The sequence below is a fragment of the Pseudomonas sp. NDM genome, from assembly GCF_003105095.1.
GTDB lineage: Bacteria > Pseudomonadota > Gammaproteobacteria > Pseudomonadales > Pseudomonadaceae > Aquipseudomonas > Aquipseudomonas moraviensis_A.
Map to the genome: position 1 here is coordinate 1 of NZ_QETJ01000085.1, position 21,957 is coordinate 21,957.

Below are 21,957 nucleotides of genomic sequence, written 5' to 3' on the forward strand. Positions count from 1 at the left end.
GGGCTTCCTGACCAAGCAGAGATCCCCCTGTGGGAGCGAGCCTGCTCGCGAAAGCCATATACCTGACGGCGAGAATTACCCCCCGTCCGGTGCTTTATCAGACAACCCAAGCATCCGCGCCTCACTTTGGCTAAAATGCCGGCCTTTTCCACCGACACCCGCCGGAAACCGCCGTGAGCAAAGAACCCGATCGCATTTTCGCCCAGCCCATGGCCCAGGTGCCTGACTTCGCCTTCAATGAAGACGTGGTGCGGGTGTTCCCGGACATGATCAAGCGCTCGGTGCCGGGTTATCCAACCATCGTCGAGAACCTCGGCGTGCTCGCGGCGCAATTCGCTCAACCGAACAGCGTGCTCTACGACCTAGGTTCGTCGCTCGGCGCAGTGACTCAAGCCCTGCGCCGCCATGTGCGCACCGACGGTTGCCGGGTGATTGCTGTGGATAACTCGGCGGCGATGGTCGAGCGTTGCCGGGAATACCTCAACGGCCAGGACTCGATGTTTCAGGAATTGCTGCCGGTCGAAGTGATCGAGGGCGATATCCTCGCGCTGGAGTTCCAGCCCGCTTCGGTGGTGGCGCTGAACTTCACCCTGCAATTCATCGCCCCGGATCAGCGCACCGCGCTGCTCTCGCGCATTCGTCAGTCGTTGTTGCCCGGCGGCGCACTGATTCTGTCGGAGAAGCTGCGCTTCAATGATGCCGAAGAGCACGCGCTGCTCACCGATCTGCACGTCGCGTTCAAACGCGCCAACGGCTACAGCGAACTGGAAATCGCCCAGAAGCGCAGCGCCATCGAAAATGTCATGAAGCCCGACAGCCTCGAAGAACACCGCGAACGCCTGCTGGCCGCCGGATTCTCGAAAGTCGTGCCGTGGTTCCAGTGTCTTAACTTTGCCTCGTTGATTGCCTTGCCATGATTGATCTGTCCCCCCTCGCCCGCCGTCTGGCCGGCACTCCGCTGGCCGAATGGGCCAACACCCTGCAGCGTCAACTCGACAAGAAAATGGAAAAAGGCCACGGCGACCTGGAGCGCTGGCAAAGTGCGCTGGATGCCTTGCCGAAGATTCAGCCGAGCGAAGTCGACTTGCTCAACGGCCTGACACTCGACACCGATTGCGACGACGACACTCGCGCACAGATGCGCAGCGCACTGATGGGCCTGTCGCCGTGGCGCAAAGGGCCGTTCGATCTGTTTGGCGTGCACGTCGACACTGAATGGCGCTCGGACTGGAAGTGGTCGCGCGTCTCCCCACATCTGGATCTGAAAGGCAAACGCATTCTCGACGTGGGTTGCGGCAACGGCTACTACATGTGGCGCATGCTTGGCGCCGGCGCCGACAGCGTGATCGGCGTCGATCCGAACTGGCTGTTCTTCTGCCAGTTCCAGGCGGTGCAGCGTTATCTGTCAGAGCCGAATGCCTGGCACCTGCCATTCCCGTTCGAGGACTTGCCAGCGAATCTGGAAGGTTTCGACACCGTGTTCTCCATGGGCGTGTTCTACCACCGCCGCTCGCCGATCGAGCATTTGCTGGCGCTGAAGGATTGCCTGGTCAAGGGCGGCGAACTGGTGCTGGAGACGTTGGTGGTCGAAGGCGACAAGCACCAGGTGCTGGTGCCGGAAGATCGTTATGCGCAAATGCGCAACGTGTGGTTCCTGCCGTCGGTGCCGGCGCTGGAGTTGTGGTTGCGCCGCGCGGGATTCACCGATATTCGCTGTGTGGATGTCAGCACCACGACAGTCGAGGAACAGCGCGGGACGGAGTGGATGAAGTATCAGTCGCTGAGCGATTTTCTTGATCCCGCGGATCACAGCAAAACCATCGAAGGGCTGCCGGCGCCGATGCGGGCGGTGATTGTTGCGAAGAAGTAAGCGTAATTCCCTGATGATCGCGGTGAGCCTACCCCTCACCCCAGCCCTCTCCCCAGGGAGAGGGAGCAGATCTCTGGGCTTTTCAAAATTTGCATTCGACTCGGAGTCTCAGGTCGGCGGACTTCACCCATTCAACTCGGTCGGTCCCCTCTCCCTCCTCCCCAAGGAGAGGGAGCTGATTGTTGCTTTCAAAACTTGAGTTCGACTCGGTATTTCAGGTCGGCGGACTTGGCCCATCCACCTCGGTCAGTCCCCTCTCCCTCTGGGAGAGGGTTAGGGTGAGGGGCTTTTGGCGCGGCGAGCGCGGAAAAACTCGGTCAACACTGCGCCACATTCCTCAGCCAACACCCCACCCTCATACAACACCCGGTGATTCAAAAATCCCTGGGTGAAAAACTGACCTTGGCTCTGCACAATCCCGGCCTTGGGCTCCAGGGCGCCATACACCACCCGCGCCACCCGCGAATGCACGATCAACCCGGCGCACATGCTGCACGGCTCCAGCGTCACGTACAGCGTACTGCCCGGCAGGCGATAGTTATCCACTGCCTGCGCGGCGGCGCGGATCGCGACCATTTCGGCGTGGGCACTCGGGTCGCTGGTGCTGATCGGGCAGTTGAAGCCGCTGCCGATGATCTCGCCGTCCTGCACCAGCACTGCGCCCACCGGCACTTCGCCGAGCGCCGCGCCTTGTGCGGCGAGGGTCAGGGCTTCGCGCATGAAGTCGCGGTCGCGGCTGCGGTCGATGATCGCCGCCGGGCGAATCTGGCGCATCACTTCACCTCGATCGCGGCCATCAGGCCGGTTTCCATGTGGTCGATGACATGGCAGTGGAACATCCACACCCCCGGGTTATCCGCCACCAGCGCCACTTGCGCACGCTCGTTCTTGCCCAGCAGATAGGTGTCGGTGAAATACGGCACGACCTTGTGCCGGTTCGACGCGATCACCTTGAAACTCATGCCGTGCAGGTGGATCGGGTGCTGGTATTGGGTCATGTTCTTCAGTTCGAAAATATAGCTCTGGCCGAGTTTCAGACTGGCGATCGGTCGATCGGCGCAGGTCTTGTCGGTGATGTCCCAGGCCTTGCCGTTGATCTGCCACAGGCTCGGCGGCTTGCCGTTTTCGGTGTTCACAGAGACCGAGCCGACCCATTCGAAATTGAAGTTGAGTTTCTCGGCATTGGCCAGGTCCGGCTCGGCCACCGGGTTGGCCGGCAGCGCTTTCGGCCAGTCCGTCGGCGCGTCCGTATTGGCCACCGAACGCAGCGTGCCCAGGCGTACCGGGCCGTTGCGCAGCGACAACTCTTCACCGGCCGCCGGCGCCTTGATCGCCAGGCAAATGCGCATGCCAGGGCCGAGCCAGTATTCCTTGCCCAATGGTCGTGGTTCGACCGGATTACCATCGAGCGCGTAGATCATCGCTTCGACGCCGGGAATGTTGATGCGGTAGGTCAGGGTGTTGTCGAGGTTGAGCAAGCGCACCCGGGTGATCTGCCCGGCCGGCAGATCGATCACCGGCAATGGCACGCCATTGATCGTCGACAGACGCCCGGCGGTACCGCCACGGGCCGCTTCGCGGGGGATGCTGAATTCGACGAACTGGCCTTGTTCGTCGACATGCCAGTTCTTCAGGCTGAGGGTTTTCTCATACTTGAAACCGGTGGGCTCGCGCTCCTCGATGATCAGCGGCCCGACCAGCCCGCGTCCGAGTTCTTCGCTGCTGCTGACATGCGGGTGATACCAGTAGCTGCCGGCGTCCGGCACGCGGAATTTGTAGTCGAAATACTCGCCCGGCAGCACCGGCAGCTGCGATACGTAAGGCACGCCGTCCATTTCCAGCGGCAGGCGGATGCCGTGCCAGTGAATGGTCGTCGCCACCGGCAGATGATTGATGAAACGCACCCGCAGCCATTCGCCCTGGCGCACGCGCAGTTCGGTACCCGGCGCCGACGGGCCGAAAGCCCAGGCCTCGGTCTTGTGCCCCGGCACCAGCTCGACGTCGAGCGGCGCGGCGATCAGTTCATAGTCGTGCCCGGCCTCGGCGTCGGCCATCTTGCCCAGCCAGTAACGCGAAGCGCCTCCCGCGCCCACGCCAACGACAACAAGACCGGCCAGGCCACCGAGGATTTGGCGACGGGTAAAGGACATGAACTCAACTACCTCACGTATCAGCGACGGACCCCGAGGGATCCGCAAAAAGGCGAATACGATACACCCGCAGTTGAGAAACAGTAAGGGCGACCTGCGGCCGCACGTCTTGTCAGCCCTGCGTGCGCAGCCCGGTGATCAGGTGCAGCACGCCGTCACCAAGCGGCATGACGCCAGCCACACCGGCGACACTCAGCGCCTGACGGTCAACACGCGCCGCGTCATGCAGCGCCACCCGCACCCGGGTCAGCGCCACCGGCTGCTGCGATTTGAGATTATCCACACCGCCCAACGCCGCGACGATCTCTGCGCTCAATCCGGCAACCGGGTCAGCGGCGACTTTCACCTCGTCCGGCACCAGATCCGGCGTCAACGCTTTCCAGAATGCCTGCTGCAATTTGTCGAACATGTTCAATTCTCCATTACCGGCGAGCCATCGACTTTCACCTCATGAAACCGCTGCAAGGCGTCGCGTACGTCGCCAGCGCTTTCCAGGTTTGAAACCTGTTCGGCGATGATTCGACAGTCGGCCAGATTCAACTCACGCACCGCCGACTTGATCGCCGGAATCAACGGCACGCTCACCGACAGTTCATCCACGCCCAGCCCCAGCAGCAACGGCACGGCCAGGCGTTCGGAAGCCATCGCGCCGCAAACCCCGACCCATTTACCGTGCGCATGTGCAGCTTTCACCGTCATGGCGATCAGGCGCAGCACCGCAGGGTGGAAGCTGTCCGCCTGGCTGGCCAGACGCGGGTGATCGCGATCCATGGCCAGGGTGTATTGGGTGAGGTCATTGGTGCCGATCGAGAAAAAATCCACATGCGGTGCCAGCACATCGGCCATCAGCGCGACGGCGGGCACTTCGATCATGATTCCCAGTTTCGGCAAGTGCGTCAGCCCCAGCACCTGCGCCTCCTGCTCAAGGATCTGTCGTGCCAGACGTAACTCCGCAAGGTGGGTGACCATCGGCAACATGATGTGCAGACGCGTCAGCGCACTGCAGGCCAGGATCGCCCGAAACTGTTCGCGCAACAGTTGCGGTCGCTCAAGGCACAGACGAATGCCACGCAAACCGAGGAAGGGATTGCTTTCGCTGTCCATCGGCACATAGGCCAGCGGCTTGTCACCGCCCACATCGAGGGTGCGCACCACCAGATTGTGCGCTGGTCCGATAGTGCGGGCGATGGCGCTATAGGTGGCGACCTGTTCATCGTGGCTCGGCGCTTGCTGGCGATCCAGATAGAGAAACTCCGAACGCAGCAGCCCCACGCCATTCGCGCCGAGTTCCATGGCCTGCGCGGTTTCGCTCTGCGAGGCAACGTTGGCCGTGACTTCGATGTGCTGACCGTCGCGGGTGCAGGCCGCCTCGCTGGCCTGCGCCAGCTCCTGCTGATGGCGCTGGCGCTGTTGCGCATGTCGCGTACGCAATTGGTCGATGGACTCGGCGTCCGGATGCAATTGCAACTCGCCCTTGTCGGCATCGAGCAGCACCCGCGTGCCGTTGTCGAGCGTCAGCATTTGCATCGGCATGCCGCAGATCGCCGGCAAGCCACAGGCCCGCGCGAGGATGGCGACATGACTGGTGGCACCGCCGCCGACCGTGGCGAAACCCAACACCTTGCGCGTATCCAGCCCTGCCGTCTGCGATGGGGTCAACTGGTCGGCGATGAGGATGGTGTCGTCCGCCAGCTCCAGCGTCTGCTCGTGCACACCCAGGATCAGCTTGAGCACACGCTGGCCGACATCGGCCAGATCCGCAGCGCGTTCGGCCAACAAGGCATTGCCCAGCGAACGGAACATCGCCGCCGTGGCTTCGGTGGAGGTCTGCCAGGCAAATGCCGCGCTTTTGCCCTCGTCGATCAAGGCCTGGGCCTGATCCAGCAGGCTCGGGTCGGCCAGCAGTTCCTGATGCGCCCTGAAGATCTCCGCCTGCGCCTCGCCGCTGGCGGTGTCGCGCAGATGCTGCAAGGCCATGTCGGCTTCGATCAGTGCCTGGCTCAACGCCTCCCGTTCGACCGGCGGCGCGGCGCCGAACTCGTTGACCATGAGCGTCGCTTCGACGATCTGCATGACCTGGCCCAGTGCCGAACCGGGCGAGGCACAGACACCGCGCAGGATGTTCGGCATTTCTGCGCCGACGACTTCGACTGGCGCCGGCGCTGTGACAGCTTCGCCGCAGCCTTCGGTCAGCAAGCGGGTCAGCGCTTCGACGGCGGCCTCGGCATCGTCTCCTTCGGCGCTGACCTGCACGCTGTCACCCTGGGCCGTTTGCAACGCCATGATTGCCACCAACGATTTGGCATTGGCCTGTGCTTGCAGTTTGTGCAGATGGATCGTCGCTGAAAACGCTTTGGCCGCTTGGGCAAATACTGCTGCCGGGCGCGCATGCAGGCCGTTGGGGTTGGGCAGGTTGATCGGCGGCGAGAAAACCGCATCACCTTGCGCCGCAGCGGGATTTTCGCCAGGCGATACGCCGACCCCGACATCCAGCACGGGCTGGCCAACCTCCACCAACCCGGTCGAGCCGACGAGCGAATCGAAGCGCTCGCCGCTGACCACCAGCATCAAGGTCAACAAACTGCGCGCATGCAGGGCAATGTAATCAGCATCGAAGTCGATCAGCGCCTGCCCCGCTGCGACCCGCTGCCCTGCCTCGACACGGCGGATGAACCCCTTCCCCGCGAGATTCACCGTGTCCAGACCGATATGCATCAGCACCTGCACACCTGCATCACTGGTAATGGTCAGCGCGTGCCCGCTGGCCTGCACGTCACTGACCACGCCGGCCAGCGGCGCGCAGAGCGTCGAGGACGTCGGGTCGATGCACAGGCCGTCACCGATGATCCGCCCGGCAAACACCGGGTCGGGCACCTCGTCCAGCGCCATCAGCACGCCGGATAATGGAGCCAGCAGCTGCAATTGTTGGGGTGTGGCCATGACATCACCTGAGCTTGTATTGATTGAATGAGCGGTCGCAGCCGCTTTGCTTATTTCCACCAGTATTCAACCTGCAAGCCGACATTGGCGCCGTGCCGCGCGTTGCCGAAGGCGCCCGTATCGGACAGCGCCGAGCCCTTGGCCAACAGGTTGGCGGCACGCTTGGCCGCCTGGTTCCAGCTGGCATAGGTGTAATACAGACGCACCTCGGGTCGCGCCCAGAATTCCGGGCCTTTGGGTGACCACGTCGGCGCGAAGGTGAACTTGCTCAGCTTGCGCGTGCCGTCCGCCGCCTCGACCTGATCGTGTCCCAGTTCGGTCACCAGTTTGAACTGCTCGCTCAATGCGTAGGCCGGGCGCACACCCAGCGAAAGCCAGTTCTGGTCGGCGCCATCCTGACGAATATCCTTTTGATACACCGCCTGCACTTGCCCGCCAAAACGCGGCGTCACTTGCCAGTCGAAGAACTCGACGATCCGGTAGCTCTTGTTGCGGTCATCGAGCCTGACGTTACCGGTATAGCCCAACCCGGTGCCCGGCCCTTCGCCGTATTGCAGCGCCAGTTTGTTCTTGCCGCCGAAAAAATCCTGCTGGACGTGCTGAGTGGTGATCGCCCAGCCACGGTGGGCGTCGCGACTGTCGGGCTTGTCGATGTAGCTCAGGCCAAACTCCAGTTCACCGCCGGGGTTGCTGTTGAAACCGCCGACGTTGAAGTCGTGCCGGTTGATGTAATCCTTCTGGTAAAGGTTGTCCTTGCGTGAAAAGGCGTAGCTGTATTTCAAGCCACCGATCAATACGTCTTCGATACCACCGCCGGTGGCGCTCTGGTTCCAGTAGTAGAAATCGGAAATGTGGATGTCGTTACGTTTGTAGTAGCGCCGCCCCGCCCACAGCGAACCGCCATTGAGCGCGGGCATCGCCGACCATTGTGCGTAGGCCTGGGGCAAGCGAATCGAGCCATTGTCCTCTTTGAATGTCGGGCTGCGATCGTAACGGTTGTACAGCGAGGCCATGCCGTCGATGCTCAGCACCGAACCGTCGTCGAGGGTGTACAGATCCTGACGCAGCTCGAGCTCACCGTACTGCTCGCACTCGTTGCCGAGGCGATATTTGGTCTGCGCGCCGGGCAACTGGAAACACGACTGTCCACTGCTGTTGACCGAAGTACCGACACCGCTGCGCAGATAGCCGCCAAACTCCAGCGCCTGTGAAGACGTAGGCATTGCCAGACAAAATCCGGCGACTGCCAGGCTGTAACTCATGGTTTTTTTCATATGCCACCCATTGTTTTTATTGTGTGGTCGCAGGAATTCAGCGCGCACAAATCCCCCGCGCAGCGTTCTGCGTGTTTTTTCAAAGGTTGTTTTTCAGTTAGTGATCAGGGGTCGGTCAGGTGCAGAACGAAGGATTCGTAAGGTCGCAGGTGCAGCAACCGCGTGCGTTTCGGACAGTCCGGGTAGTTGCTGATCAACAGGCGCTGCTCCATGGACTCGTTGATCAGCGGCGGTAGCTCGACGTCACACGCGGTGCCATAGAAGTTGTTCACTACCAACAGACGTTCACCTGCGCCCTCGCGCAGGTAGGCCCAGACCTGTGGATGCTCCGGCAGCAGCTGACGATATACGCCGTCGGAGATCAGCGCTTCAGTGCGGCGCAAGGCGATCAGGCGTCGGTAGTGATGCAATACCGATTCCGGGTCGTGCAACTGCTGCGCGACGTTGATCTGCGCGGCATTGGCCGGCACGCCGATCCACGGTTCGCCACGGGTGAACCCGGCGTTGTGCCCGGCGTGCCAGTGCATCGGCGTGCGCCCGTTGTCCCGGGACTTCTGCATGATCGCTGCCATGTTGTCGAGTTCGCTCGCCCCGGCCTCGCGCTTGAGGCGAAAGATATTCAGGGTCTCGACATCGCGGTACTGCTCGATGCTCTCGAAACCGGGATTGGTCATGCCCAGTTCTTCGCCCTGATAAACGAAGGGCGTGCCCTGCAGAAAGTGCAGCGCCGTGCCAAGCATCTTCGCCGAGAGCTCGCGGTATTCAGCGTCATTGCCGAACCGCGAGACCACGCGCGGCTGATCGTGGTTACACCAGAACAACGCATTCCACCCACCGCCCGCCTGCATGCCGGTCTGCCAGTCGGAGAGAATCTGCTTGAGCTGGAGGAAATCGAAATCGGCGCGCACCCACTTCTGCAGGTTCGGATAATCGACCTTCAGGTGATGAAAATTGAAGGTCATCGACAGTTCTTGCGATTGCGGATTGGAGTAACGAATGCAGTGTTCGAGGCGGGTCGAGGACATCTCGCCGACGTTGATCAGATCGTGCCCCTCGAAAACTTCGCGGTGCATTTGCTGCAAGTAGGTGTGCACATTCGGCCCGTCGGTGTAGAAGCGCCGACCGTCGCTGTCATCTTCGGGAAAGTCCGCCGGTTTGGAGATCAGGTTGATCACGTCCAGGCGAAAGCCACCGACGCCTTTGTCGCGCCAGAAGCGCATCATCTTGAACACTTCGTCGCGGACTTTGGGGTTGTCCCAATTGAGGTCGGCCTGGGTGTGATCGAACAGGTGCAGATAATACTGGCCGGTCTGCGCTTCGTACTCCCAGGCCGATCCACCGAACTTGGATTCCCAGTTGTTCGGCTGGTCGCGCCAGATATAGAAGTCGCGGTAGGGATTGTCGAGGCTGCTGCGTGCCTGCTGGAACCAGACGTGCTCGATCGAGGTGTGGTTGACCACGATGTCGAGCATCAGCTTGATCCCGCGCTTGCCCGCTTCGGCGATCAGCAGTTCGCAGTCGGCCATGCTGCCGTAGCTCGGATCGACCGCGTAGTAGTCGCTGATGTCGTAGCCGTTATCGCGCTGCGGCGAACGCAGAAACGGCGTGATCCACAGGTAGTCGACTCCCAGCCATTGCAGGTAATCGAGCTTGGCAACGATGCCGAGCAGGTCGCCGGTGGCGTTGCCGGCATGGCTGTGAAAGCTCTTCGGGTAGATCTGGTAGATCACCGAACGTTGCCAGTCTTGCATGGCGGATTTTCCTCTTGAATGTCAGGAACCGTGTCGGAGCTGCCGAAGGGTCGGGCCGCGATCGGACGATCTTTTGATTTCAGGCCACCCGGTAACCCGGCCGGACGATCTTCATGCTCAGCACGCAGGTCAGGGCAAACGGCACGAGCATGGCAATGAGCATCCCGATGACGAACATGGGGATGAACTGCGGCATGATCGAAATGAAACCGGGCAGGCCGCCAACACCGATGGCCGAAGCCTGGATCTTGTTCAGCGAGAGAAACATGCAACCCAGCGCCGAGCCGGCCAGCGCGGCGTAAAACGGAAACTTGTAGCGCAGATTGACGCCGAACATCGCCGGTTCAGTGATGCCGAAGTAGGCGGAAATCGCCGAGGTCGAGGCCATGCTCTTGTCCCGCGCATTGCGCGTCATCCAGAACACCGCCAGTGCCGCACTGCCTTGCGCCAGATTGGACATGACGATCATCGGCCAGATGAAGGTGCCGCCCTGGCTCGAGATCAATTGCAGATCCACCGCGAGGAACATGTGGTGCATGCCAGTGATCACCAAAGGCGCATACAACAGACCGAAAATCAGACCGCCCACCAGCGGCGCCAGATCAAACAGCATGACCAGCCCTTCGGTGATGTAGATGCCGATATGCCGGGTTACCGGGCCGATGATCGCCAGCGCCAGCACGCCAGTGACGACAATGGTGGTGATCGGCACTACCAGCAGTTGCACGGCATTGGGCACGCGCGCCCGCAGCCATTTTTCAATCACGCTCATCACATAGGCCGCCAGCAGGATCGGCAGAATCTGCCCCTGGTAACCCACCTTTTCCACCTGGAAAAGCCCGAGGATGTCGAAATACGGCAGTTGCTGCCCGTCCAGCCCGGCAACTGCCTTGCCGTAGTTCCAGGCGTTGAGCAGGTCCGGATGCACCAGCATCAGACCGAGAACGATGCCGAGGATTTCGCTGCCGCCAAAGCGCTTGGCCGCCGACCAGCCCACCAGTGCCGGCAGAAACACGAACGAGGTGTTGGCCATCAGATTGATCAGGCTCCACAAGCCATCGAGGTTGGGATAGGCATCGAGCAGGGTCTGCCCCTCGATGAACATGCCCTTGGCGCCGAGCAGGTTGTTGATGCCCATCAACAGGCCGGCAATGATCAGCGCCGGCAGGATCGGCATGAACACATCGGAAAACACCCGCACCAGCCGCTGCATGGCGTTTATCTTCTCGGCGCTTTTCTGTTTAACGTCGGCGATGGTCGATGCCGCGAGGCCTGTCTGTTGCCTCAGTTCGGCGTAGACCTTTTCAACGTCGCCCGGGCCGATGACCACCTGATACAACCCACCCGTGAAGAACGACCCCTTGACCAGCTCGACGCCGTTGAGTGCGGCCACATTGACCCGCGCGGGGTCTTTCAACGCCAGGCGCAAACGCGTCACGCAATGCGCCGCCTGCTCGATGTTGTCGCTGCCACCGAGGCTTTCCAGCAGCTCCCTGGCGATGTTCGGATAGTCATGGCTCATGCTTGTTCTTCCGTCGTGGATTGTTGTTATTGGCAGCACGCCGAGAGGAAAAATACTCGTCTGTACGAGTTAATGCAACAACTCGTCTGTACGAGTTTGTGTGAGTGGATGAACGTCAGATCAGCAAGGATTTTTCCTACTCTGACCTAAGCCGTTTTCCGTCCTCCGCATGGACAAAGCCCTACCCTACCCTTAAGGTTCGGGGTTTTGAGCACCGTCGGCACAGAGCCCAGTCATGAGCAAATACAATCAGATCTACAGCGATTTGCTTGCCAGCATCACCACCCAACGCCTGGAGCGCGGCGCCCGGCTGCCTTCGGAAACCGAATTGATGGACACCTATCAGGCCAGCCGTGGCACGGTGCGCAAGGCCATCGATCAACTGCAGGAGCGCGGTTTCGCCCAGAAGATTCACGGCAAAGGCGCGTTCGTGCTGTCGACCAACCCGATCGAGTTCCAGCTCGGCGGCATCGTCAGCTTTCAGGAAACCCACCCGCGCCTGGGCAACGACGTCAGCACCGAAGTGGTGGAGATGTGCCAGGTCCCGCTGGAAGGTACGCTGCTCGAACACATCAACGCCGAGCCCGGCAGCCCGATCACCCGCATCAAACGGGTACGGCGCATCGACGGCAAACGCGTCATTCTCGACATCAACCATTTCGTCAGCACGGTGATTCCCGACCTGTCTGCAGACATCGCCGAACACTCGATCTACGCCCACATCGAACAGACCCTGCAACTGCAGATTGCCTACGCCCAGCGCACCATCGAAGCAGTTGCGTGCAGCAAGGACGATCAACAGCATCTGGACCTCGACGGCCAGAGCCACGTCATCGTGGTCAGCAACCAGACCTTCCTGCAGGACGGCCGCCAGTTCGAATACACCGAATCGCGGCATACGCTGGACAAGTTCTATTTTTCAGATGTGGCGCGGCGCTAATACCCGCTGACAGGCGAGCCCGTTTCAAAATATGTGGTTCGCTGACAAACCGCGATGACCTCCGGTAGTATGCCGGCGTGGCTATGGAACACCTTCCTTCTATCCCCTATGAACTAGGGGTTCCGCTCTCCACACCGCGCCTGCTTATTGCAGGCGCTTTCGTATCGATTGCACAGGTGAGCTTCAGCTCACAGGAACGGCGGACCAAGGAAGAAATCATGATTAAGCAGGAGCTGTTCCTGCGGCGCCGTACAAAACTTCACGTCCCTGCGGGCTCTGGCGGAGCCACACGCGCGCAGGTCGCATCAGCTGTCAAAGAAGTCGCGGCTTTTCGATGTGTACTCTCTGAGCCGCTGATTGAGCAAATCGGCTTGCTTTCAGCGGTAGAACTCAAGAATTGGCTGCGTGAAGTCATTCGAATCCTGCGGCGCCGCAGCGGTGCTCATGTACATCACCGACCGTTTTATCCTGATTTTCCCAACCAAGTCCTCGAGGCTTCAGAGGCGGAGTTGTATCTCAACGCCGTCATTCACTACCAAACGCTTCGGCGCTTGCCGCCCAGCGAACAGGTTCGGCCTGCCATGCTGGAAGGCAACTTCATCCATTGGGTCATTGAACCGGGAAGTGTCAGCGAGTTCGAGGCGTTGCTTGAGCCGCTGGTCTCATCGCGCACATCGCTGTCCGAAGAGGAAGCCGCCGATGTCAGCTGGTTTATCCGAACGTACAAAAGCGACGTGTTCCGTCTGCTGCCAGAGACCATCCCGTTCCGCGAGATTCGCGCACTGGTTGGCGGCGCGCTGATCTTGCATATCAGTGACGATGCCCGGGTCGAGGCATTCCTTGAGCAAAATGTCGAAACGGCAACGGACGTGCTGCGCGTGGCGATCGCACTGCATGGCGGAGACGTGTCGCTGGCGACAGCGCAGACTCGCTTTAGCAAAATGAAACGTTCGATGCGTCGGAAGCTGTTGCGCCTGCTCGACGGCGCACCCAACGCTACGGAAGATGTGATGCGCCAGGCCGAACGCTGGAAACGCCTGGCCGAAGTCGTGCATCCAGGCGATTACGCTGAGCAGTATCCGCGAGCATTCGCGGCTATCACCGCAGCGCGACGCAACGATCCGCCGGCCTCGTTCGGGTCGCGTGTCGAAACAATGCTTGCCCAACGTCAGATCGCCGCCCTTACGCCCGTGCTGCAGGATCGTCCCGGAGAATTCGCCCGCCGGCTGGACGTGACGTTGCGGCGCGCCACCGACCCGGGCGCGGTGCTCGACGCCTTTGAGACCGTCGCAGCACAAGTGTCCTCGCCTGTCCTGCTGCAGTTGCTGGCCCAGATAAAAGCTCCGCGCCCCCTGCCCCTGCGGGCGTTCACACCCAAAGGAGCGCTGGCCAAAGTCTTCGGCACTAAAGATCGTCGAGAACCGATCGCCTCCCAGGTGTTAGCCCGTGCCGCAGAAATCTGCGAGAACGCCCTGATCACGCGCTTTGCGTTACTTCCACCACTGGGGCGCTGCTTTGTCGACCCGGCGTTGCGCGAATACCTAGTGCCATTGTCACAGCGCGCCGCAGCCAAATCGCTGCGCACCCTGGTACGCGGCAGTCGATTACCGATGCCAGATACGCGATTCATTCGCCTGTTTCTTTGGTGGAAGAATGGCCGTGAGCGCACGGACATCGACTTGTCCGCCGCCTTCTTCGACACCGACTTCGTCTTCCAGGAAGCGGTCGCCTATTACAACCTCAAAAGCTACGGCGGCTACCACAGCGGCGACATCGTCGATGCACCCAATGGCGCTGCCGAGTTCATCGACCTTGACCTTGATGCTCTCGTCAAAAAGGGTGTCCGCTATGTAGTCACGTCCCTTAACTCGTTTACCCGGCAGCCATATTGCGACCTGCCTGAATGCTTCGCGGGCTGGATGGCTCGCGCCGACACAGCATCCGGAGAAGTGTTCGAACCGCGCACCGTAGTCGACCGCATTGATATCGCCTCTGACACCGGCATCTGTCTGCCCTTCGTAATGGACCTGCAGGAACGCCGCATGATCTGGGCTGATCTGGGACTTACTTCATCGCCCCGCTGGAACAACGTCGACAACAACCTCAGCGGAGTTTCGTTGATGCTGCGCGCCTTGGTGCATACCCCACGGCCGGACCTGCACACGCTTTTTGATTTACATGTGCGGGCACGGGGCGAAAGAGTGGCTTCTGCAGGGCAGGCGCAGACGGTGTTCGCGCCTCATCAGGGGCTGACGCCGTTCGATACAGACCTGATTCGATCCGAATATCTCTGACATCTGCGCGCGCATTTGCTTAACAGCAAGACGACAACACGCGATAGCTGGCTAACACACCCCCCTCGGGCCAATCGGTCATGCTCAGTCTTTGTTCCTCAAGGATGAAAGAACACATGACCGCTCCCGAACGCCGCCTGCTGCCAAACGCAGCGGACAAAAACGCCCTCAAAACCATCGCCACAACGATCGTGAAGACCTGCCCGAGCCTGCTTGATGCGGCCCGGCAAGTGGCCAACGAACTGCTCGCGGACAAAGGTCTGTCCGGCCTTGACCCTGACGAGATCTATTTCCACCGTTTCAAAACGGCGCAGAGCAGCACGCTGACCTTTACCGGTTGGGAACACTTGCTGGAAAAGCCTTACGAAACGCTCACCCTCACGCAACTGGTCATCCATCGTTTTCGTGCCACCGACCAGGACAATGCAGACCTGCTCGGCCTCTACTGCGGCTTTTATTCGGATGGCCCGCAAGCAGAGAATTTCAATCAGAGCAATGAAGTGCGCTTGCTGGGCAGCGACGTGCTGAAGGTGTTTTGGGATGTCGACTTCAGCGCTCGCTACACCGGTCAATTGACGAAATTCTGGCAAACCGCGTCGGAGGATTTCCGTGCGTTGGCAAAGTGCAATTTCCTCAGCCAGGCCGTGCAGGCGCTGCAACAGGGCGACCTCGATGGGACTGATTTTCAGCGCATCGTCGATTCGGTAGTCGGCCCCGTTACCTGGCCTGTCACCCTGCCAATGCTCCGAGCGACATACCCGGTCGGCGCTGAAGTACGCGCGCTGGATCTCGATGGTCACGTCGCCACCAATGTGCTGCGTCTGGTAGAAACCAATGGTCGACAGACCCTCTATTTGCCCGGCGAGGCCCAGGCCTTTCGCTTGATGGACAACGAGGCCGATCTGCATTGGTGGTTGCTTGAGCAGATGAATGCCGAGGACAAGCGCCCGGCGTTTCTCAAGCACTTCGCGCTGGCCGACAGCAATCACCTGTCCGAAAACCTCACCGATCTGATGAATCGCCTGGTCCACACCTGGGGCCACAGCGATCACCACATGGTCAACCGCAGCAATGTCGCGATCAGCGGTGACGCGTTCACTTGGTTAAGCGAATCGACTCGCACGGCGATGGTTGCCGAAGCGCATCTGGTGCTCACGTCCAACAGTGACCTGCGCAAGAAACTCTGGATGGGTTATCTGACAGCCGGCCTCAAGGTGTTCGGCCCTATGGCGGCCGTAGGCTGGCCGGTGGCGTTGCCCCTGATTGGCGCCAGCATCGCCAACATGGGTTTGAACATCGATCAGGCCATCAACGGCTCGACGGCCACCGAACGCAAAGCCGGCGTTACCGGCGCGGTGCTCAACGCTATCGAAATTGTCTTCAACGTCCCGTTCCTGATCGGCACGGGCGCGCAACTGGAGGTAGGTCCTCAGGTCGAGTTTGCCGAAGCGCAGGAAATGCTCGGGCTGATCGAGTTCACGTCGGCTGACACGCCCTTGCTGCCGCCTGCAGAGCTTCCACCGGCCACGACGATTGAAGCGGCGACGGATGAGTTGACGAACGAAATACCCCGCGAGACGACATCCGTCACCGCCTCTGAGCACCTGAGCATGGCGGCGGCAAGGCAAGGTTCGTCGTTGCCAGGGATTCCCGGTCGTTATCGGTGCAACGAACTGCTTGCACAACGTTCCGCTGAGGCGGTCCCGGGAAAATTCGAAGGCATCTACCGCCTCGACAAAGAGCCGGCCTATGCCATCGAAATGGATGGCGTAGCGTATTACGTGCGCTATTTTGCCGACTCTGAAGGCACTGGCAACTGGGCCATCGTCAATCCCGAGCGCCCCAATCAGTTCGCTTACTCTTTGCCAGTACGCTTGGGCACTGGCGGCAAATGGGAACGCATGCCAGCGCTGCGTCTGCGTGGAGGCGGCCAATGTGTGGGCAAGGCGTGTTTGCCGGAGGACGAACTGACCTCGACGCCGGCTTCGGCAACGCCGTCGGCGGAGCTGCCACTCGTCCAGCCGGTTTCGCCGGTTGCGCGCCCGTTGCGCCTGGTAACCCCCCTTGACGATATCGTCGGGATGGACATGGCCAGAATGAGAAGATGGGCAATGAACTTGCCAGAGACTTTCGCCGAGCTCTCCAGTGCAAACCGGGGCAATCGTGCACCCGCCGACACGTATGCAGCCTATTTCAGCGAAAGACGCGCGGCACTGCTCAATGAAGCCAAGGAATATTACTCGGAGCTGAACTGGACCAATCTGCCCGTGCGGCCGGTCATTCCTCAGGTCAGCCCGCAAATGCAGACAACTCAGTTGATCGATCGCATCTTTGCCAATAGCCAAGGGCTGGTCGTCGGTGAAACCTTCGATCGTATCGCCAGCATGCGTTTCATGATCGAGAACATGCCCGCGTTCGCGCGGCATATCAAAACCCTGTACGTCCGTGGCTTGCTGAGTGACTTCGCCCAGGCAGATCTCAATGACTTCTACTTGTCGGGAGAGATGTCCGAGGATCTTCGTGTCTACCTGTCCAGCCTGGGTACCGACCCTGAAGGCCGGTTCGACCTCCTCGAACTGGTCAAGACCGCCCAGGCCAATGGCATCAGGACCCACGGCCTCGAGACCGTGCACAGCTACAAACTGAAGATACCGCTTACCTCGATCGAGGAGCAGATGATCCACGCCCGGCTCGCCTCGCAGATCATGTGGGGTGACGAAATCCTCAACGGACCGGGTAAATGGGCAGCTCTGATCGAGGCGACGAACATCAATACGTTCAGAAACCTGCCTGGAATAAGCGAACTCAGGGGCGGCATCGGTTTGCGGATTGAAGAGGTTTCGCCGAGCGAAGTGGCGGAGACAGGCATCGATCCGGGGTTGAAAGTCGCTCGCGGTCCGTTTGATAACGGAGCAACGACGCGCAACTCATCCGATGTGCTTTTCGCTGATCTGCGCTTGCAGATCGAAACACCGGTGCCGCAATGGACTGAGGCATCCCTGGAAAAGCTTCTGCATCGCAACGGTATGTTTCTGATCGAACAGGCACAAAACAACACGTACACGTTGGTGCGTCGCAACAGCGCGAGCAATATTGTCCGGACAGTGGTCAATCGCAGGAGGGATGGCCAAGTATACATCTGGGCCCAGTCGCTACCTCGCATCAGCGGCATCATGTTCCGCAACATCGCCGCACTGGCCGAGCGCCTGATAGAAATCGGCCTGACCCTGCAAAGTCGCTTGCCCACCTGACCGATTGGCCAACCCATGAAACGAAAAAACCCTTGGCTTGAGGCCAAGGGTTTTTCGTTAATCGAACCGCAGCGGGATTATTCCCACTCAATCGTCGCCGGTGGCTTGCTCGATACGTCGTAGGTAACGCGCGAGATGCCTTCGATTTCGTTGATGATGCGGCCGGAGACGGTTTCCAGCAGTTCGTAAGGCAGGTGTGCCCAACGTGCGGTCATGAAGTCGATGGTTTCCACGGCACGCAGGGCCACGACCCAGGCGTAACGACGGCCATCGCCGACCACGCCCACCGATTTCACTGGCTGGAACACCACGAACGCCTGGCTGACCTTGTGGTACCAGTCGGCCTTGCGCAGTTCTTCGATGAAGATGTGGTCGGCGCGACGCAGCAGGTCGGCGTATTCCTTTTTCACTTCACCGAGGATGCGCACGCCCAGGCCCGGGCCCGGGAACGGGTGACGGTAGACCATGTCGTACGGCAGGCCCAGTTCCAGACCCAGACGACGAACTTCGTCCTTGAACAGTTCGCGCAGTGGCTCGACCAGTTTCAGGTTCATCTCTTCCGGCAGGCCGCCCACGTTGTGGTGCGACTTGATCACGTGGGCCTTGCCGCTTTTCGCGCCAGCCGACTCAATCACGTCCGGGTAGATGGTGCCTTGCGCGAGGTACTTGATGTTTTCCAGTTTGTTCGACTGGGCGTCGAAGACGTCGATGAAGGTGCGGCCGATGATCTTGCGCTTCTTCTCCGGATCGGCTTCGCCGGCCAGGTTGTTGAGGAACTGCTCTTCAGCGTTGGCGCGGATCACTTTGACGCCCATGTTCTCGGCAAACATGGCCATCACTTGCTCGCCTTCGTGCAGACGCAGCAGGCCGTTGTCAACGAACACGCAGGTCAACTGGTCGCCGATGGCCTTGTGCAGCAGCGCAGCAACCACCGAGGAATCGACACCGCCGGACAGGCCCAGCAGGACGTTGTCAGTGCCGACCTGGGCGCGGATATTGGCGATGGCGTCTTCAGCGATCTTCGACGGCGTCCACAGCGCTTCACAGCCGCAGATGTCGAGCACGAAGCGCGAAAGGATGCGCCCGCCCTGCTTGGTGTGGGTCACTTCCGGGTGGAATTGCACGCCGTAATAAGCGCGATCGTCGTTGAACATACCGGCGATCGGGCAGCTCGGGGTGCTGGCGAGGATGTGGAAGTCTTCCGGCATCTTCGTGACTTTGTCACCGTGGCTCATCCACACGTCTAGGCCGAACAGGCCGTCGGCGTCGATGTGGTCTTCGATGCCGTCGAGCAGGCGGCTCTTGCCGACCACGTCAACGCGGGCGTAACCGAACTCACGCAGTTCGGAACCTTCAACCTTGCCGCCCAGTTGCTCGGCCATGGTCTGCATGCCGTAGCAGATGCCGAATACCGGAACGCCCAGATCGAACACCGCCTGCGGGCAGCGCGGGCTGTTGGCTTCGTGCACGGACTCGGGGCCGCCGGCGAGGATGACACCTTTAGGGGCGAATTCGCGGATCGCATCTTCGTCCATGTCGAACGGGTGCAGTTCGCAGTACACGCCGATCTCGCGCACGCGGCGGGCAATCAGCTGGGTGTATTGCGAACCGAAGTCGAGGATCAGGATGCGGTGAGCGTGAATGTCGAGGGCCATGACTCATTCTCATGTAGTGAATCAGAAACAACTCGGGGCTGAATGAACAGCCCCGGTGATTTAACGTTTTGCTGGAAGCCTCAACCTACGCGGTAGTTTGGCGCTTCCTTGGTGATCTGCACGTCGTGAACGTGGGATTCGGCCATGCCGGCACCGGTGATCCGCACGAACTCGGGCTTGGTGCGCATTTCTTCGATGTTGGCGCTGCCGGTGTAGCCCATCGAGGAACGCAGGCCGCCCATCAACTGGTGAATGATCGCGCTCAGGGTGCCTTTGTACGGCACACGGCCCTCGATGCCTTCCGGAACCAGTTTCTCGGCACCTGCCGAGGAGTCCTGGAAGTAACGGTCGGACGAGCCTTGGGCCTGGGACATGGCGCCCAGCGAACCCATGCCGCGATAGGCCTTGTACGAACGGCCCTGGAACAGTTCGATTTCGCCCGGTGCTTCTTCGGTACCGGCAAACATCGAGCCCATCATCACGCAGGACGCACCGGCGACGATGGCCTTGGACAGGTCACCGGAGAACCGGATACCGCCGTCGGCGATCAACGGAACGCCGGTGCCTTCAAGGGCAGCGGCGACGTTGGCGATGGCGCTGATTTGCGGCACGCCGACACCGGCGACGATACGGGTGGTGCAGATCGAGCCAGGGCCGATACCGACCTTGACTGCGTCGGCGCCCGCTTCGGCCAGAGCCTTGGCAGCGGCGCCGGTGGCGATGTTGCCGCCGATCACCTGCACTTCAGGGAAGTTCTCTTTGACCCAGCGTACGCGGTCGATCACGCCTTTGGAGTGACCGTGCGCAGTGTCGACCACCACCACGTCCACGCCGGCGTTGACCAGTGCGGTCACTCGATCACCGGTGTCTTTACCGGTGCCGACCGCAGCGCCAACGCGCAGACGACCTTGGTCATCCTTGCTGGCCAGCGGATAGGCTTTGGCTTTTTCGATGTCGTTGACGGTCATCATGCCTTTGAGGGCGAATTTGTCGTCGACGATCAGCACGCGCTCGATGCGGTGCTTGTGCAGCAGTTCGCGTACGTCGTTCTTGTCGGCGCCTTCCTTGACCGTGACCAGACGCTCTTTAGGCGTCATCACTTCGCGGACAGTGGCTTCCAGACGGTTTTCGAAACGTACGTCGCGGGAGGTGACGATGCCGACCAGGTCGCCATCGTGCAGTACCGGAACGCCGGAAATGTTGTGCAGACGGGTCAGTTCGAACAGATCACGCACCGTGGCATCGGCCTCGATGGTGATGGGATCCTTGACCACACCGGCTTCGAACTTCTTGACCTTGCGCACTTCGGCAGCTTGCTGCTCGATGGTCATGTTCTTGTGGATAATGCCGATGCCACCTTCCTGAGCCATGGCAATTGCCAGACGGGCTTCAGTAACGGTGTCCATGGCGGCAGAAACCAGAGGAATATTCAGTTCGATGCCACGGGTAAGACGGGTCTTCAGACTGACTTCGTTGGGAAGCACCTCGGAATAACCGGGCACTAGGAGAATGTCGTCGAATGTCAGAGCTTCTTGGCTGATACGCAGCATCGCGGGGGCTCCCGAGCGGGAAAATGGAAGCGCGCCATTATAGTCAGACACCCCCTGCTGTTCAATGTAAAACTCAGCCTAATTGATAGATGGAAAACCCCGGCCCTACAGCTCCACCTTGACCCACGAGACAGGTTGATCGAGCCAATCGGCGAACTCGTCGATAAAGCTCTGCTTGAACCCCGCCTCCAGCCAGTTATTGAAAATGAAACCGAGGTTGGAAAACGCGCATTCCTGCAAAAACAGGAAACCGTTGATGTCGTCTTCATGCCCGCATTCAGGGCAAGTGAAATTGTCGGTGCGTCCTGGAAACCAGTCTTCGAGGCTTTCGAACAGCGCCTCGCCCACTTCGCGGCGACACTCGGCGCAACCGGCCTCTTCGAGAAAGCCCTTGGCCGGGGTGTAGATGCAGCGTTTGGTGACGATCTCCAGGCCATTGATCGGCTCGCCGAACGGCAGCGCTTCGGGGTGCAGAACGACAGCGCGGGCACCCTCGGCGATGGCGTGGGCCATGCGGTTGCCGGTGCGGCCGCAAGTAGTCAGCTGTTCTTCGATGATGTTCTTGCGCACCAGCCAGCGCACGATCGCCCGCGCCCGGGGTTCGTGCACCGGCAGGGTGGAGATTTTCGGGACGATGATGCTTTGCGTGTTCATGGTCGAGCCTGCTGAAAATACCGGGATCCCCCTGTAGGAGTGAGCCTGCTCGCGATAGCGGTGGGTCAGACGCACCAATTTTGATTGATGCACTGCTATCGCGAGC

15 protein-coding genes are annotated in these 21,957 nt (G+C 60.4%); 5 read left to right on the forward strand and 10 right to left on the reverse strand.

The window, feature by feature from the left end:
- The first annotated feature begins 209 nt into the window (after positions 1-209).
- Both cmoA and cmoB read left to right on the forward strand, forming a co-directional pair.
- Positions 210-917 carry a carboxy-S-adenosyl-L-methionine synthase CmoA gene (cmoA, locus tag DCO47_RS17175; protein WP_166554639.1) on the forward strand — a complete coding sequence of 236 codons (708 nt, stop codon included), beginning with the start codon at positions 210-212 and terminating at the stop codon, positions 915-917.
- Positions 914-1,870 carry a tRNA 5-methoxyuridine(34)/uridine 5-oxyacetic acid(34) synthase CmoB gene (cmoB, locus tag DCO47_RS17180; protein ID WP_116658532.1) on the forward strand — a complete coding sequence of 319 codons (957 nt, stop codon included), beginning with the start codon at positions 914-916 and terminating at the stop codon, positions 1,868-1,870. The genes cmoA and cmoB overlap by 4 nt, the downstream gene beginning before the upstream one ends.
- A gap of 273 nt (positions 1,871-2,143) precedes the next feature.
- On the opposite strand, the gene tadA is transcribed toward cmoB, so the two are convergent.
- From tadA to treP, 7 genes are all read right to left on the reverse strand, one after another.
- Positions 2,144-2,644, reverse strand: coding sequence for a tRNA adenosine(34) deaminase TadA (tadA, locus tag DCO47_RS17185; protein WP_042608317.1), 501 nt, complete (start codon positions 2,642-2,644; stop codon positions 2,144-2,146).
- Positions 2,644-4,020 (reverse strand): multicopper oxidase family protein, encoded by a 1,377-nt coding sequence (locus DCO47_RS17190; protein ID WP_042608318.1) that lies wholly within the window; start codon positions 4,018-4,020, stop codon positions 2,644-2,646. Before DCO47_RS17190 ends, tadA begins: the two co-directional genes overlap by 1 nt.
- A 112-nt stretch (positions 4,021-4,132) precedes the next feature.
- Positions 4,133-4,429, reverse strand: coding sequence for a PTS transporter subunit EIIB (locus tag DCO47_RS17195; RefSeq protein ID WP_116658533.1), 297 nt, complete (start codon positions 4,427-4,429; stop codon positions 4,133-4,135).
- A gap of 2 nt (positions 4,430-4,431) precedes the next feature.
- The gene (gene ptsP / locus DCO47_RS17200; RefSeq protein WP_116658534.1) at positions 4,432-6,960 is read right to left on the reverse strand and encodes a phosphoenolpyruvate--protein phosphotransferase; all 2,529 of its coding nucleotides are present in this window, start codon (positions 6,958-6,960) and stop codon (positions 4,432-4,434) included.
- 50 nt (positions 6,961-7,010) lie between these two features.
- Complete coding sequence (locus DCO47_RS17205) at positions 7,011-8,234, reverse strand: carbohydrate porin (RefSeq protein WP_116658535.1); 1,224 nt, start codon at positions 8,232-8,234, stop codon at positions 7,011-7,013.
- Between the two features lie 104 nt (positions 8,235-8,338).
- Positions 8,339-9,985 (reverse strand): alpha,alpha-phosphotrehalase, encoded by a 1,647-nt coding sequence (gene treC, locus DCO47_RS17210; protein ID WP_065616641.1) that lies wholly within the window; start codon positions 9,983-9,985, stop codon positions 8,339-8,341.
- Positions 9,986-10,064: 79 nt separating this feature from the next.
- Positions 10,065-11,507: a PTS system trehalose-specific EIIBC component gene (treP, locus tag DCO47_RS17215; RefSeq protein WP_042608323.1), complete on the reverse strand. Its 1,443-nt coding sequence runs from the start codon at positions 11,505-11,507 to the stop codon at positions 10,065-10,067.
- Between the two features lie 235 nt (positions 11,508-11,742).
- Between treP and treR the strand changes: the two genes are divergently transcribed.
- From treR to DCO47_RS17230, 3 genes are all read left to right on the forward strand, one after another.
- Positions 11,743-12,447 carry a trehalose operon repressor gene (treR, locus tag DCO47_RS17220; RefSeq protein WP_064364356.1) on the forward strand — a complete coding sequence of 235 codons (705 nt, stop codon included), beginning with the start codon at positions 11,743-11,745 and terminating at the stop codon, positions 12,445-12,447.
- Between the two features lie 83 nt (positions 12,448-12,530).
- Positions 12,531-14,741, forward strand: coding sequence for a TerD family protein (locus tag DCO47_RS17225; protein ID WP_256590197.1), 2,211 nt, complete (start codon positions 12,531-12,533; stop codon positions 14,739-14,741).
- A 116-nt stretch (positions 14,742-14,857) separates the two neighbouring features.
- The gene (locus DCO47_RS17230) at positions 14,858-17,992 is read left to right on the forward strand and encodes a membrane-targeted effector domain-containing toxin (RefSeq protein ID WP_116658536.1); all 3,135 of its coding nucleotides are present in this window, start codon (positions 14,858-14,860) and stop codon (positions 17,990-17,992) included.
- 77 nt (positions 17,993-18,069) lie between these two features.
- Here the strand turns inward: DCO47_RS17230 and guaA are convergent, their stop codons facing one another.
- From guaA to DCO47_RS17245, 3 genes are all read right to left on the reverse strand, one after another.
- Positions 18,070-19,647: a glutamine-hydrolyzing GMP synthase gene (gene guaA / locus DCO47_RS17235; protein WP_042608327.1), complete on the reverse strand. Its 1,578-nt coding sequence runs from the start codon at positions 19,645-19,647 to the stop codon at positions 18,070-18,072.
- 80 nt (positions 19,648-19,727) lie between these two features.
- A complete protein-coding gene (gene guaB, locus DCO47_RS17240; protein WP_016773343.1) occupies positions 19,728-21,197 on the reverse strand; it encodes an IMP dehydrogenase in 1,470 nt (489 codons plus the stop codon).
- A 105-nt stretch (positions 21,198-21,302) separates the two neighbouring features.
- Positions 21,303-21,851 carry a hypothetical protein gene (locus DCO47_RS17245; RefSeq protein WP_064364344.1) on the reverse strand — a complete coding sequence of 183 codons (549 nt, stop codon included), beginning with the start codon at positions 21,849-21,851 and terminating at the stop codon, positions 21,303-21,305.
- Positions 21,852-21,957 lie beyond the last annotated feature (106 nt).